Origin of the sequence: Gordonia asplenii (assembly GCF_012933505.1) — a bacterium.
GTDB lineage: Bacteria > Actinomycetota > Actinomycetes > Mycobacteriales > Mycobacteriaceae > Gordonia > Gordonia asplenii.
The window spans coordinates 83,056-97,762 of record NZ_JABBNB010000027.1 but is presented as its reverse complement, the minus strand read 5'-3'; the positions used below and the strand labels follow the sequence as shown (position 1 = coordinate 97,762).

At 68.3% G+C, this 14,707-nt stretch carries 10 protein-coding genes; 2 read left to right on the top strand and 8 right to left on the bottom strand.

All coding sequences use genetic code 11. The features are described from left to right. Nucleotides 1–772: 772 nt before the first annotated feature. The 6 genes from HH308_RS21805 to HH308_RS21780 all read right to left on the bottom strand — a co-directional run bounded on the left by HH308_RS21805 (nucleotide 773) and on the right by HH308_RS21780 (nucleotide 11,624). Nucleotides 773–2,482: a hypothetical protein gene (locus HH308_RS21805; protein ID WP_170196357.1), complete on the bottom strand. Its 1,710-nt coding sequence runs from the start codon at nucleotides 2,480–2,482 to the stop codon at nucleotides 773–775. Further along, nucleotides 2,479–3,618, bottom strand: a complete 1,140-nt coding sequence (locus tag HH308_RS21800; protein ID WP_170196356.1) for a VWA domain-containing protein — start codon at nucleotides 3,616–3,618, stop codon at nucleotides 2,479–2,481. Before HH308_RS21800 ends, HH308_RS21805 begins: the two co-directional genes overlap by 4 nt. After that, on the bottom strand, nucleotides 3,615–6,080 hold the full coding sequence (locus HH308_RS21795) for a DUF5682 family protein (protein WP_170196355.1): 2,466 nt from the start codon (nucleotides 6,078–6,080) through the stop codon (nucleotides 3,615–3,617). The genes HH308_RS21800 and HH308_RS21795 overlap by 4 nt, the downstream gene beginning before the upstream one ends. Then, nucleotides 6,080–7,192, bottom strand: a complete 1,113-nt coding sequence (locus tag HH308_RS21790; protein WP_170196354.1) for an ATP-binding protein — start codon at nucleotides 7,190–7,192, stop codon at nucleotides 6,080–6,082. The genes HH308_RS21795 and HH308_RS21790 overlap by 1 nt, the downstream gene beginning before the upstream one ends. Then, a complete protein-coding gene (locus HH308_RS21785) occupies nucleotides 7,189–10,650 on the bottom strand; it encodes a DUF4132 domain-containing protein (protein WP_170196353.1) in 3,462 nt (1,153 codons plus the stop codon). Before HH308_RS21785 ends, HH308_RS21790 begins: the two co-directional genes overlap by 4 nt. An 83-nt stretch (nucleotides 10,651–10,733) precedes the next feature. Continuing rightward, nucleotides 10,734–11,624, bottom strand: coding sequence for an exodeoxyribonuclease III (locus tag HH308_RS21780; RefSeq protein ID WP_170196352.1), 891 nt, complete (start codon nucleotides 11,622–11,624; stop codon nucleotides 10,734–10,736). 65 nt (nucleotides 11,625–11,689) lie between these two features. Here HH308_RS21780 and HH308_RS21775 point away from each other — a divergent pair, with 65 nt between their 5' ends. Beyond that, complete coding sequence (locus tag HH308_RS21775; protein ID WP_170196351.1) at nucleotides 11,690–12,088, top strand: PPOX class F420-dependent oxidoreductase; 399 nt, start codon at nucleotides 11,690–11,692, stop codon at nucleotides 12,086–12,088. Here HH308_RS21775 and HH308_RS30260 read toward each other — a convergent pair. Both HH308_RS30260 and HH308_RS21770 read right to left on the bottom strand, forming a co-directional pair. Further along, nucleotides 12,085–12,213, bottom strand: coding sequence for a DUF8730 family Cys-rich protein (locus HH308_RS30260; protein WP_281363004.1), 129 nt, complete (start codon nucleotides 12,211–12,213; stop codon nucleotides 12,085–12,087). The genes HH308_RS21775 and HH308_RS30260 overlap by 4 nt on opposite strands. Before the next feature lie 99 nt (nucleotides 12,214–12,312). Beyond that, entirely contained in the window at nucleotides 12,313–13,365 is a 1,053-nt protein-coding gene (locus tag HH308_RS21770) for an alpha/beta hydrolase (RefSeq protein WP_170196350.1), read from the bottom strand. Between the two features lie 186 nt (nucleotides 13,366–13,551). Between HH308_RS21770 and HH308_RS21765 the strand changes: the two genes are divergently transcribed. Beyond that, nucleotides 13,552–14,685, top strand: coding sequence for an acyltransferase family protein (locus HH308_RS21765; RefSeq protein WP_170196349.1), 1,134 nt, complete (start codon nucleotides 13,552–13,554; stop codon nucleotides 14,683–14,685). The last annotated feature ends 22 nt before the right edge of the window (nucleotides 14,686–14,707 follow it).

Genomic DNA, 14,707 nt, shown 5'->3' with positions numbered 1-14,707 from the left:
GCGTTAGCCGAGTCCGTGTCGAAACCTCTCAGTCATAACGACTTTCGACGGTCCGCGCCAATGTCGGCGACTTTCGCCCGGCAAGTGAGGCGTGTGCACCTGTCGGGTGCACGCGCCTCGATGTTCGATTCCGTCGCAGTTCGACATGTGCGCTACTATCAAATGCATTGTGGTGCAGGGGTTTCGACACGCGCGTCGCTAGCGCTCCTCGCGGCTCAACCAGCGGATAGGGCCCGTCGTCGGTGAATCCCGGCTCAACCTCGGCTCAACCTGGATCCACCGGCCGAAGCGCCCCTCTGCTGGTTGAGCCGGTCCGAGCGCCGTGCTGAGCGAGGCGCTAGCCGAGTCGAAGTAGCGCTAGCCGAGCGCTAGCCGAGTCCGTGTCGAAACCTCTCAGCCACAACGACTTTCGACGGTCCGCGCCAATATCGGCGATGTCACCCGGCAAGTGAGGCGTGTGCACCCTTCGGGTGCACACGCCTCGATATTCGATACCATAACAGTTCGACAAGTGTGCTACCATCAAATGCATTGTGGTACAGGGGTTTCGACACGCTCGTCACTTCGACTCGGCTAGCGCCTCGCTCAGCACGGCGCGCTAGCTGCTCCTCGCGGCTCAACCAGCAGATGCAGTGCCTGCCGTCGGTGAATCCCGGATCAACGACGGCTCAACCAGCAAGCGACCGGGGCCGATGTGCGCGACGTTGAGGTCGCCGAGCAGGATGAATTGTCGTAGGTGAGTCCAGGCTGGGGAACGCTGTCGTTCATGCCGTCATGGTTTGTCCTGCACCCGCCGCACCTGCTCGGCTATCGCGTAACTGCGCAGGATCAACTCCGACGTCGCCTCGTGCGAGCTGTCGCCGAACACGCCGAAACCCTGATCCCGCAGCGCCCGACGTCGATCGGTCAACTCGCCGCGCACCGACGTGTCACGGCTGCCGAGTAGTCCGCGTTCCATGGTCCGTTCCAGCCAGGTCATGAATGCGTCCAGCTCCGACGCGGTGTCCGCGCGCTCGACGACGCCGGACGACGTCGCACCGGCCGATCGCACGCTGGCCGGCGCGGCGTCGAAGTGCAGCGCATCGACCGGCTGGTCGGCGCACGACCGGTGCGGCCGCAGCACCGACAGTGGCCGCAGCGTTGCGTCCGCGACCAGCTGCCCGACGATGAACGACCCCGCTTCCCAACTTCGGTCCACCGTCCGCAGCCGCCGTGTCGCGTGCGCGGACATCATGGAAAAACTCTGTGCCACAATGAGTTCGGATCCCACGTCGTCGACCACGACCCACCGTGCCTGCTGCGCGACGTCGTCGTAGACGGGCACGCCGACCGCCGTCGGCATGATCGTGACCCAGTCGCCGAGCGGATCCGGCACGTCCAGAATCGCCGTCGGCAGCGCGTGCCCGGCGATGCGGTCCCAGCGGCGGATCGGCACCAGCCGCTGCATGATCTCGGCCGAACTCAGCGGCTCCACGACGGCGCGCGTCTGCGGCGTCCCCGACAATCGGCCGTCGGCGTTGAGTCGCGCACCGGTCAGCACGACCGATGCCGCGGTCGCCGTGGCGGCCGACACCAGGCCCGGCCAGATCGGTGACTTGCGCGTGTACAGCGCAATCGGATCGAACCCGGCGACCGTCGTCGGGCGAGTCTGACTGACCGAGACGAACCGAGTGCCGTCGAAGAACATCGTGGTCAGCCCCCGATATCCCGACCCCGACTCCCACGGATAGCTGCCGAGCCCGATCAATCGCAGCGGGCCGCACTCGGTGTATGCGGTTCGCGCGGCGCCCAACAGCTCGCCGGCATCGGGCGTCTGATCGAGTGCGGCGAGCAACGCATACGTGGTCGCCAGCTCGAGGGCGAGTGCCCCCGACGCCGACCGGCCCGCAAGCCATCCGGAAACGCCGACCGTCCGCTCGACGATCCGCTCCAGTTGATCGCCGATCCGACGCAGCGCCGCGGCGAGCCGGTAGTGATCGGCGGTTTGCGCGGAGATCGCCACAGCGGCGCAACGTTGCACCGAATCGGCGGACGCATGCGCGACGCCGAGCCGTACGACGTCGAGCAGCACCTGTCGGGCGCGCTGACGCATCCGCGCCCGCTCGGTCTCGCGGCGCAGTTGTGAACGCGTGGGTGGTTTCGGTTGGGGCGCAGCGTCTTCGACCGCGGCAATCGTCTCGACGACGGGCTCCGGCGGCTCTCCCTCGGCCATCGCACCCAGCCACAGCCCGACGGCGACGACGTGCCGGCACACGCCGGTCGCCGGGCAGTCGCAGCGCGCGGCGTCGGGACCGCGGGCATCCCAGCGCTGCGTGTGACCGCCGAATTCGACGACGAGTTCGTCCTCGATGCTCGACGCGGACGGCTGCGCGTCGAGCAGATCTCGGTGTGCCCGACGCACCAGCCCGACACTGGCGCGCTGTGCCCACGCGGCGTCGTCGAGCATCGCACACTGCCGCGCGGCCCGCCGTAGCGGACTCACGAGGTGACCTCCACCAGCCAGTCGGCCAGACCGCGTGGAGTCAGCGCCGCGATCTGCATCCCGACGTCGGCGAGCTGCTGCGCCATCGACCTGTCGTACAGCGGCGTCGACGCCGAATCAGATTGCTGCGCAAGCGAAGCCAGCCCGAGGAGGTGAACTCCGGAGCTGGCTATGTCGCCCGTGACGCGGATCAGTTCGGCCGGTGAGGAGCCCTCGAAGAAGTCGGTGATCAACACCAGCACGGTGCGCTGCGGGTTCGTCGAGAGCCCCGCGCAATACCGAAGGGCGCCGCCGATATCGGTGCCACCGCCCAGCTGCACGGTCATCAGTACCTCGACGGGATCGTCGGCGAACTGCGTCAGGTCGACGACGGCGGTGTCGAAGACCACCAGATGCACTTTCATCGTGCCGATTCCGGCGAGGATCCCGGCCATCACCGCGCTGTGGATCATCGAGTTCGCCATACTGCCGCTCTGGTCGACGCAGAGGATCACCTCCCACGCGAGGTGCTTGGCCTGCCGGTCGAAGAATCGCACGTCGTCGATGATGAGTCGCCCGAGTTCGGGGTCGAAGTTCTTCAAGTTGCGGACGATGGTCCCGGGAATGTCGAGGTTGGCGGCGCTGGGCATCGGAGAGTGGTTGAATCGGCGTCGATGCCCGACGAGGACGCGGCGGATGTCGGACTCGAGTCGTCGACGGATGTCGTCGACCACCTCCCTGATGATCCGACGTAATTGAGCGTCGAGTTCGCGCGGCATGCTGCGTCGCAAGCTCAAGAGCAAGGCCAGCAGATCAGTGCTCGGTTCCAGCGAAGCGAGGACTTCCGGATCGGTGACCAGATCGGTGAGGCCGAACCGGTTGAGGGCGTGCCCGACGATCACTTCGCCGACGGTGTCGTCGAACAGTGCCCGGACCTCGCCGAGCCACAAGATCGAACGCGGATCGCTTGCGCCCTGGCCGCCGGGACCGTCCGGCGCTGCGTCGTCGGTGTCGACGCCACGGCCGTCGTAGGCGCGGCCGTAGAGGTAGTCGAGCGCCTGGCCGCGGCGTGCGTCGAGGGAACCGGCGCTCGCCTGCCCCAACCGCTGTTCGCCGAAGCGCCCCAACACCAACCGCCAGCGGTCGAGTTCGCTCATCGCAACCACTCCGAGAGTCCTTGCGCGGCAAGGATTTCTGCCGCCTCCTCGGAAGTGGCTCGATTGGCGTCGACGCCGGGTCGTGCTGGGCCGTCGGGCCGTGTGACGTCGGTGGCGTCGCGAACGTCGAGACGGCGAGCGACGACAGCGGCGACGAGATCGGTCTCGGCCGGTGTGAGTTCGGCGAAAGCCAATCGCAGGTCGGGGAGCGCGGCGGTGAACTCGTCGTCGGTCCACGATGTGAACAGTTCACCGAGCATGTCGACGAGATCGGTGTCCTGCCAGGTGAATTCGCGTGCGGTGCGCATCAGCCCGGTCAGGAACGCGACTGCCTGTGACGCCGGGACGGTTCCGGTCAACATGCCCCGCGTGCGGGCGGCGAGGTCGGCTGCCGACACCTCGCCGATGGTGAACAACATGCCGGCCGCTCCGCCGCGCACCGTGGGAGATGGATGCTCGGCGTCGAGCGACTGGAGAAGCTCGGTGAAACCTGCCGCGTGATCGGCTGCGTCGTGTAGGTGTGGGTCGAGGACGGTGAGGCGCAACTGCTGCAAGGCGTCGACGACGCCGCGCGGATCGTCGGGCGGGAGGAGTCGCCCGAGATAGCGAGCTCGACGCAACGCCGCCGAGATGAGGGCGGGTAGCTCGTGAACTCTGTTGGCTTCCAACGGTTCTCGCGCCTGGGTGAGAAGAGTCAACTGAGCACACGCAGCGGCGACGCCGACGAACGACTGATCCGCCGCGATCGCCGCGTCGGCCGCGGCGGCGGCCCGCCCGGCCATCGGATGTAGGCCGAGGCGGCAACAGTCGACGACCAGCCCCGCCGCGACGTCGGACTGCTGGCGTTGCGCACCGTCGGCGAAGCGACGGAGAATCTCGTCGAACCTGGCCCCGACGGCGTCGGGCAGGGTGTTGCCGTACCGCGACGCCTCCACGAGCGCGGACTCGGTGCCGGGCGACCACCGATAGATCCAGGTCTCGGTGATGAGATGCAGGCCCGCCCGTTGGGAGTCCGCGCCGACCCCGGCGGCGAAGTCGGGGCCGCGCACCAGATGCGCGAACGGTACGTCGAGCAGCACCAGGCCGTGCAACAGTCGACTGGTCGTTCGGTGTGCGGGCCGGCGGTAGATCGCGAGTGTCACTTCGCCGGGAATCGGTTCGTCGACGTGCAGGCGTTGTGCACGCAACCGATCCAGGGCGTCGGCGACCAATGGCGGCGACGGCACGCCGGGCGGTACCCGACCGATCCGATCGCCGGTGAAGGCCGCGAGTGCCGCGGCCAGTACGGCACCGCCCTCCACGTCGACGTCCCCCTTGATGAACGTCGCCCGCACTCCGTCGAGGACGTCTGAACGCAGCGGTGCCCGACGCTCCCGCAACGTCGCGAGTCGGTGTGCGTGCACATAGGCGTCGGCGACAGTCGGTTCCGCGATCGGGCGACCCCGTTCCCGTAGCTCGGTGGCGACATCGATGAGCAAGTCGAGGGCGGCGTCGGTCCGGTACTTGGGGTTCGCGGCGTGTAGACCGGTCCAGATGCGTTGTTGCCACCCGGGTGCGGTGATCCCCGCGGCGTATCCGTTCACGGCGTCGACCTGCTGGAACGAGAACCGGATCAGCGCCGACGACGCTTGCGGCGCGGTGATGCTCGGACGTGGCGGTGGGGCGTCGAGCAGGTCGGGCAGAGCAACCGCGTGGAATCCGCCGACCACCACGAGGACCGGTCCGCTGCGTCCGGGCGTGTCGATGGCCTGCCCGATGTGCCAGGTCATCTCCGCTTCCCGGGCCGCAGTGCCGTCGCGCTTGCGGTCGGTGGCAGAGGTGTCGTCGCGCGCCATCAGACAGTAGGACGTGAGTCGCGCGAGGTGTTCGTGAAGTGGTTCGCCCGGATCGGCGAGCTCGAACAAGTGCTCCCAGAGATCGTCGGTGTCGGTACAGCCGAGCTCCTCGGCGAGCCGGCCCAGCCGCCGGCTGAAGTGCAGTCGGCTCTCGTCGAGCACCGGCTGCGGCCCGTCGGTTTCGCGGTCACGACGGGCCTTGTCGGCGGCGCGCTGTTCGGTGAATTCCAAGTCGATGAACGACGCCGGAATGCCCCGTGCGGCGGCCTCCCGCAATGCGACGAGTTCGGGGGAGAAGTCGCAGAACGGGTAATAGGCCGCGGTTGCCTGCGCGGCGGTTGCCTGCGCGGCAGCCGCAGTCACCGAGCTCGCTGCCTGACTGTAGGTGTAGACGGCCAACGGTGCCTGGGCGCGCTCATCGGTGAGGGCCCCGACCAGCGGCGTGAACGAGCGCGGACCCTCCACGAGAATCGCTGCGGGAGAATAGGTTTCGACGGCCCGCGCGACGGCGTACGCGCAGGCCGGAGAATGATGACGGACCGGGATGATCACATAGTCGTCGGTGACGAGTCGTTCCGCGACGGCCCGGATCTCCTGCGACGTTCGGCGGGGCGGTGTCGAAGCCATCAGCGTCGCGACTCTCGATGAGCGGACAGTGCTGCTGCCCAGGTCTTTTCCGTCGCCGCTCGACGCCGGACCACGATGTCGAAGTAGTGGTCGAGTTTGGGTCCGTCGTCGGCATTGTCTTTCAGGACGGTGCCGATCAGTTGCCGGGCGATGTGTCCGCCGTCGGCGGGGGCGTCGTCGAAGTAGTGTGCATCGAGCGCTGCGGCATAACCCACCGCGACGGCTTCGGCGGCTGACAGCACCGCCGCGGGTGACGAGACGGTGACGCCGTCGGCAGTGCTACCCGATCTCAGGTCGGCGAACACGTCGACGAGCAGTTCGACGGTCGCCGGCGGCAATGCGGTTGCCACGCCGGCGGTGCGCAGCAGTGCCGCGGTCTGTGCGGTGATCAGGTCGGCCTGCTGGCGGCGGTCGGTGATGGGGGCGACCGTCTCGAAGTTGAAGCGGCGCTTGAGCGCGCTCGACAAGTCGTGGACGCCTCGGTCACGCAGGTTGGCGGTGGCTATCACGTTGAACCCCGGCCGGGCGGCCAATCCCGTTGCGGCCGTCTGCGATTCACTGAGTTCGGGGATGTGCAGCACCTTGTCGGACAGGACGCCGATGAGCGTGTCGGAGATCTCCGGCTGCATGCGGGTGATCTCCTCGATTCGGCACAGGGTGCCCGATTCCATCGCCTGGAACAACGGTGCCCGCACCAGCGCGCGTTCCGACGGGCCCTCGGCGATCAGCAGCGCGTAGTTCCACGTATAGGCGATCTTGTCTTCGGTGGTGCCGACGCCGCCCTGCACCACCTGCTGCGACGTACCGGAGATCGCCGCGGAAAAGAGTTCGGAGAGAAACGATTTCGCGGTTCCGGGCTCGCCGACCAGTAACAGTCCGCGGTCGCTCATCAGGGTGACGATGCACCGCTCGACGAGCCGGTCGTCGCCGTAGAACTTGCGGGTGATGCCCGCGGCCGGGTCGCCGAGGATGAAGGTGCGGACCGCACGTGGCGACAGTCGCCAGCCCGCCGGGACCGGGCCGTGATCGCGCGCGGCGAGAGCCGCGAGTTCGGCCGCGAACCGCTGCTCGGCGGGAGCCCGTAGCACGGCGTCGAATCGGTTGTCGCTCATGCGAATCTCACTTCCTTGCGCCAGTCGGGCTCGAATCCGCTGCCGCGTTCGGCGATGCCCGCGGCGTCGGCCACGGTCTCGGCGAGCAGCGGGGCGGGGACGTCGCGCAGGGCGAGGCGGACATCGGCGGTGAAGGTGATCGAGGTCAGTGCGACGGGCAGATCCTCCACCGGCTGTTCGGTTCCGGAGAAACCGATCGACGCGGTGATGCCCAGCGTGGGGAAGTGTTTGTCGAAGGACAGGTAGATGCCGCCGTCGAGGGTGTCGCCCTTGGTGTACCCGCGTTTGGTGGCCGCCGAGCGGAGGGTGAACATGTCGATCATCGCTCCGGTGTAGTCGTCGATCGACCGCGCTCCCGGGTCGGTGGCGGCGTAGGCCGGGGCGAACTGTCCGAACAGCGGTGTGACGTCGTAGTCGGTGAAGTGCGCGGGCCAGTCGTCGAGCGGGGTGAGCGTGGTGTGCGCCAGCCGGATTCGAGTGCCCGCAGACAGCGTGATCTCGGCGTCGGCGGCGTCGGTGAGGGAGCCGTCGTCGAGCGGACGGAAGGTGATGGGATGTTCGGCGTCGGTCATCCACACGAGCCGCGCGGCCAGCAGCCCGACGATCGGGTGACCCGCGACGTAGTGTCGCCAGTCGTCGAGACTCCAAATGCGCGCGGTGCACATGGCGTCGTAGAGGCGCTCGGTCTGGTGTTTGACGATCGATTTGACGGCCTTGCGCGCCGCTGCGAGCTCGCGCTTCGCTTGGGCGGCGGCATCGCTGTCGTCTGAAACACGCGGGGCCGGCAGGTTTTTCAAGCGATTGCCGGCGTCGTCGAAGATGGCGACGGAGGCGTCGGGGGTGAGCCGGGCGGTGAAGGCGCGCGACCCGAAGTCGAGGGTCAGCGCGGCGTCGGTGAACCCGGCGTCGGGGACGGTGCGGTCGGCGAGCTCTGCGGCCGACCATCCCATCCGGGCGGCGAGCGCCTGGGTCTGCTCGACGGCTTCGAGTTGAATTCCCTTGGTGCGGAATCGTTTTCCAATGGACAGCAACACCTGCGCGGCACTCGGGTCGTCGACCTGGGCGAGCATCGCCAGCAGCGCCTTGCACTCCGCCGCCCGTAGTCCGTAGTACGTGCGGATGTAGTCCTCGGCGAGCGGCGCCGCGTGTACGCGACACGTCGTCGCGCAGACCGCGAGGACGCCCTTGGCTTTGATGGCCGTCGCCGACATCCAGAAGTCGAGCAGAGCGTCGCCGAACCGCTGTGCCGATGCCGGCGTGAACAGACTCCAGTAGTAGCGCGTGGCGACCGACGGTTGCGGCGACTTGGCCTTCGCGGCGTCGGAGAGCAGCCACTGCACCGTGTCGATGTCGACGGGTTCGGCGTCGTCGAGCCAGTACAGTTCCGGCAGCGCGTCCCAGTTCAGCCAGGCCAACACCGTGGCTGGGCCGCGCCTGGCGCCCTTGCGGACCGCGGCGGCGAGGGTTTGGCGGTTCAGGTAGTAGTCGGGGGTGCGGCCCAGCTCGGCCAGGGCGTCGAGCTGGCCCTGTCTGACCTTGTCGGAGCGTTCGGCGCGGTAGGCGGCGTCGAGCGCGGCGACGTCGTCGTCGGCGATGTCGGGGGTGGAGATGCGCGCCAGCCAGGCTGCCGCGATGGCTCGCGTCTCAAGTGTCGGGTCGGTCAGCGCGGCGAGAATGCGGGAGCGGCGTCGGGAGTCACGGGCGAGCGCGTCCTGGGCCTCGGTGCGCAGCCGCGACGACGTACCGAGCGCGATGCGATAGAGCGGGTCGGCGACGTGGTCGGGGACGCTGGGCAGGGTGGCGATCGCGGCGAACGGTGCCGTCGGATCCGCCGAGTAGAGGTCGCCGGTGCCCAGCTGCCCGACGACGGCGTCGAGATTCGCCGCGACGAATCCGGCGACGTCGGCGTCGGCCCAGGTACGGCCGAGGGGCTGCCAATTGCGACGGTAGGCGTCGAAGACGAGCGCGGCGCCGTCGTGCCCGGCTGCGGTGAGCCGATCGGCGAGTTCGGCGAGTGTCGGCCGGCCGGTCGCTCGGTAGAGGGCGTTCACCGCGCCGACGGCGCCGCTGGTCAGAGTGGGCTGATAGCTGTTGACGAGGTCGCCGAAGAAGCCGAGGGCGGTCAGCAGCTCGGGGACCTCGACCGCGGGACTGGCGGCGAAGTCGGCGAAGGCGTCGTCGGCGGAGACGTTCCAGCGGGGGAGCGGTACGACGGCCTTGGTGCGGCCGGGAGGTGCGGTCCGCGCCGCGCGCAGGGCCTTGGTCAGTGTGCTGAACGCTTTGTCGTCGAAGAAGCGCGTCGACGCCGCGTCAGCGCGCAGCCGTGGTGCGCTGGAGCGCCGCCACTCGTCGGTGACGGCGGTGATGTGCGCGTTGAGGGCCTTCTGGAGGCCGCGGAGCGCTTCGTCGAGTTGGTCGGGGTCGGTGGGCGGTAGTGCTCCGCCGGTCGTGATGGGGTTGGACTGCATTGGCGCAGAAGGGTTTTCGTCGACGGGATCGCCCCATTCGCGAGCGAGAGCCCGGGCCGCGGCGGACGTCGCGGTCGCGGCGAATCCGATCGCCCACGCGCGGTCCGGTGTTTCGGGAGCGAAGCGCCACAGTGCGCGCAGGGCGCGAAGCTGCTGCGCCGGTGATCCGTCGGCCGCGATCGTGCGCAGCTGCCGGACGAGATCGGAACGACGACACCGCGCGGCGAGCGGCTCGGTGGCGACGGCGAGTTTGGCGTTGTCGGCGACGAGGAATGCGGTGATGGCCGGCGCGAACGGGGCCAGCGCGGCATCGGGCAGCGCATCGAGCATCTTCAGCACGGTGTCGCGCGCGTCGCGGGTTGCCGATGCCGCGAGCGGCACCAGCGTCGGGGCGTACCGCGCGACGACGTCGGGGTAGTCGGACAGGGCACAGAGCACGCTGCGCGCACCGTGGAAGACGACGGCGTAGCGCCGGCCGGGGTGATGGGAGAACGCAGCTTCGAGGAGTTCACCCGGGCGGCCGCCGCCGGCGACGACGATGGCGTCGAGCGTCGCCAGCTGGACGGGGACCGGCTCTCGGTCTACCACCGCCGCGTACGCGAAGCACTGGCCGATGTCGTGGACGAGGGACTCTGCCCACTCGGCGTCGGCGATCGGCGCGAGAGTGGGTGTCGGGTGGCGCGGGTAGGCGTCGAGGATCGTCGCCCAGCGGACTCCCCAGTCGGCCGGCACGGCGTCGAGCTGGGCGTACATGCTGCGTCGGGCGTCGTGGGCGGGCCCGGTTCGCGTCGCGAGTGCGGTCGGCGGCCTGGTCTGTGCGAGCTCGGCGAGCACGTGTGCGTCGGCCCCGGTCTCGAGGTAGTCGGTGAGACGCCGGGCGAGGTCGGGGGCATAGCGGTCGTCGTCGACGCCGGCCCCCACCGCCGCCGCGGATAGGAAGGTCTTAGCGGGGGCGTCCAGACGCCTCTCCCGATCCCCGAACCATGCCATGGGAGCCAATGTAGAGGTCGCCCCTGACAAGTGGGGTGCCGGTTCGACCGTTCGATCGACAGCAGGTCGGCCGAGGCGGTGCGTCAGACGTCTCCGTATCCGACCATCAACGGTGCGTGGTCGGACAATCGCCCCTCCGGCGACGCGGCCTTGTCGACCCACGTCTGTGTCGCCCGCGCCGCCAGTCCGGGCGTCGCCAGTTGGTGATCCACCCGCCACCCGACGTCGTTGACGAACGACTGCCCGGCCCAGCTCCACCAGGTGAGCGGGCCGGGCCGATCGCCGTGGACGTGCCGCACGACGTCGACCAGTCGTCGTGTTCCGAGCAGCGAACCGAACCATTCGCGATCCTCGGGAAGGAAGCCGTCCATCTTGCGGGCGGCCCGCCAATTGGTCACATCATGGTGCGTGTGCGCGACGTTGAGGTCGCCGAGCAGGATGAACTCACGGCCGGAACGTAAGGCGGACAACCGATTTCGATTCAGCTCGTGCGCGAACCCGGTGAAGAAGCGGATCTTGCGCGCATGCTTCGCGCCACCGTCGGGTTCCTCCCGCATCGAGCCGGGCCGCTGTAATGCGGCAGGCAGACCACCCTTGGGAAGGTAGAGGCAGGCGATGGTCACCGGTCGGTCGGCCAAGTCGACCTCTAGATACCGGCCGTGCGTCGCGAATTCGCGCAGACTGCGGGCCCGTGGCGGATGAGTCGCCCAACTGCGCACGGCCGCCGGCGCCGCACGGGTGAGCAGCGCGACGCCGTTGCGCCCGGGAATCGACCCGACGTCGGCCGACGTCACGTAACCCGGGAACTCGCCGACCTCCGTCGCCGGACACCGCAATTCCTGCAGCCCGACGACGTCGGGGGCGCCCGACGACAGCCACGCGTCGAACCCGCGGCGGCGCGCGGCGCGGATGCCGTTGACGTTGAACGATGCGACGGTGAACAAGAGGTCCTCCCGGGTTCGAGCTGCGGCCATCGGACATTACCGGCATTCATACAGGTCAGGTCGCTGATGTCAGTACCTGCGCTTAGCCTTAGCGCATGACATTGAGCAACGAGAAGTTCATCTCGGTGACGACGTTCCGCAAATCCGGGGAAGCCATCGCGACGCCCGTCTGGGTGGTGCCCGTCGACGGCGACCGGCTCGGTTTCTGGACGTCGTCGACGTCGGGCAAAGCCAAGCGGCTCCGCAACAATCCCAAGGTCGAGGTGGTCGCGTGCAATCAGCGCGGCGTCGTCGCAGCGGGCGCCACCAAGACCGACGGCACCGCGCAATTGGTGACGTCGGGTCCGGAGTTCGACGCCGTGCAGGCCGCGGTCAAGGCCAAGTATGGGTTTCAGGTGTCTGTGTCGAAGGTGCTCAACACCATCGGCGCGAAGATCAAGGGACGCAACCAGCCCTACGGCGACACCGTGGTTCTGATCACCACCGCACCCTAGGGTGCGACGGCCTCATGCCGGCCGTCGCACCATTGCTCGGCAGGTACGCTCGCGCGTACCTCGTCGATGTGCTCGCCGCACCCGGCCCAGGTGATCTTGCCGCACGTCTCACATTGCACGGGCATGCACATGACGGTCCTTTCGTCGGTTGAACTCTGTGTCCGATGAACTCCATGGCAGTCTAGGCGCGCGTGCCGACATCGCGCGAAATCGCGTCGATCGCCCTATGGAGCCGGTGCCGCCGACAACCCGAGCGAGTTCATCAGCACCGGCCACGCCACGTGCAGTTCGTCTTTCCAGTACTCCCAGCGATGCGTGCCCGACGACCGCAGATTCGACGTGAAGGCGATGTTGAGCGCCTTCAACCGAGTACTCATCTGGCCGGTGCACAATGCGCTGCCGAACTCGAGGAACATCCCGGCCAGCGTGGAATTCATCGGATCGGCCGCCAGGTTGTTGTACGAGGCCGGGATGCCGTTGCCCGACGAGATGTAGATCGTCTTGCCGGCCAGTTGATCGGCGTGTACGTACGGGTCGTGGGCCGCCCAGTCGGGGTCGGTGAATTTCCCCCACATGTTCATCGAATTTCCGCCGCCGCGGCTGATGTCCCACTCGGTGAAGAATTTGTTGGGGCCGCTGGAGATGTTGGCGCAATCGCTGAAACCCGCGACGCCGGTGTAGAGATCGGGACGTCGCATCGCCAGCGTCAGCGCGGCGAGGCCGCCCATCGACGCGCCCGCGATGGCGTTGCGGCCGCTTCCGCCGAAGTCGTGGTCGATGATCGGCGGCAACTCCCTGGTCAGAAACGTCTCCCACATGTACTTGCGGCCGATGCCCGGGTCGACGCGCTGCCAGTCGGTGTAGTAGCTGTGCGGATCGCCGACCGGGGTCACGACGTTCACGTTCTGCGTCGACGCCAACGCCCCGACGTCGGTCTGCGAGTACCACCCCGACTGATCGTCGCGCGCCTCGGCGCCGTCGAGCATGTACAGCGTCGGGCGCTTGTCGCGGCTCTTCTCGGCGCCCTTGGGGCGCTGCAGGTCGACGACGACCTCACGCTGCATCGACGCCGAGTAGATGCGTAGCCGGAGCCGCTCGCGAACCGGGCGGGTGGCGACCACGCGGGTGATGGCGGGGCCGGGAATCGCTGCCGGCGGACCGGGTCGCGCTGGTGCGGGGGAGGGCGCAGGCGACGGCGGAGCCGGTGCCGCCACGGCCGGGCCGGTGCTGAGCGCCAGCGCGGCGACGACGGCCGTCACCGTGGCCACGATCGGCATTCTCACAAGTCGGTCCTCCTACGAGGCGCGCTGCACTCGCATCTCATCAGTCACACACATCACACCAGTAACAACCGGTCGAGTATGTCGCGCGCGGCGTCGAAGTGCCTAGCTCGGTCACCAAACCGAAACCTGGCAGTTATCCGTCAGTGCTCCGTGAGCGTCGGGCGTTTACGATCGGCGGTGATGAGCACCGCCGCCACCGCAGGCCAGCGCGTCGCGTCGTTGACCGGAATCCGTGCTTTCGCGGCATTCGCCGTCCTGGTCACCCACGCCGCCTACTGGACCGGCCACTATTCCGACGACTACCCCGGCCGCCTCTGGGCCCGCGCCGAGGTGGGCGTCGCGATCTTCTTCGTCTTGTCCGGGTACCTGTTGTTTCGGCCCTGGGTACGCTCGGCGACACAGCCCAGCGCGGCCCTTCCGTCGTCGACGACGTACTTCATCCACCGGGCCCGCCGGATTCTGCCCGCGTACTGGCTCACCGTCATCGTCGTCTACCTGGTCTATGCGATGCGCGACCACGCCGGACCGTCACTGGCCCGCTGGCTGCCGACCGATCCGGCCACCTACGGGACCGGGTGGGGCGGGTTCGTGCGAAACATGACGTTGACGCAGGTCTATGGATTCGGCCACCTGCACGCCGGGCTGACCCAGATGTGGAGCCTCGCCGCGGAGGTGGTCTATTACCTGATGCTTCCACCGCTGGCCTGGCTGCTGGTGGTGGTCGTGTCCCGACGTTCCCCGACGTCGGGGTGGCGACCCGACCTGCTGATCGCCGGGCTCGCCGCGGTGATGCTCGTATCTCCGATCTGGACGTTCGCGGTCGCCATCGGCTCGGGCGCCGACACCACCGCCCGACTCTGGGCACCGGCCTTCGTGGCGTGGTTCGCGGCCGGGATGATGCTGGCCGTGTGCCGTGACCTGATTCGACGCTGGCCGGCGTGGCCGTCGGTGAGCATCGCGGTGGTGCTGTTCGCGGTCTCGGCGTCGACGATCGCGGGCGGCCCGACCATCATCCCCGACACCGCCCCGCAGACCGTCGTCAAACACCTGTTGTACCTGCTGATATCCGTAGCGTTGATCGGTCCGTTGACCGTCGCCGACGACACCGCGTGGTCACGCCTGTGCGGCTCGCGCCCGGTGGCGTGGCTCGGCGAGATCTCCTACGAGATCTTTCTGGTGCATGTGATCGTGCTCGAATGCGTGATGGCCGCATTCCGGTATCGCACCTTCGGCGGGGATTCGGTGCTCGTCGTCGTCGCGGTGACCGCGCTCGCATCGATCCCGCCTGCGTGGGCGTTGCATCGGCTGACGTGACCGCTGTTCGAGTGCGGTCGGT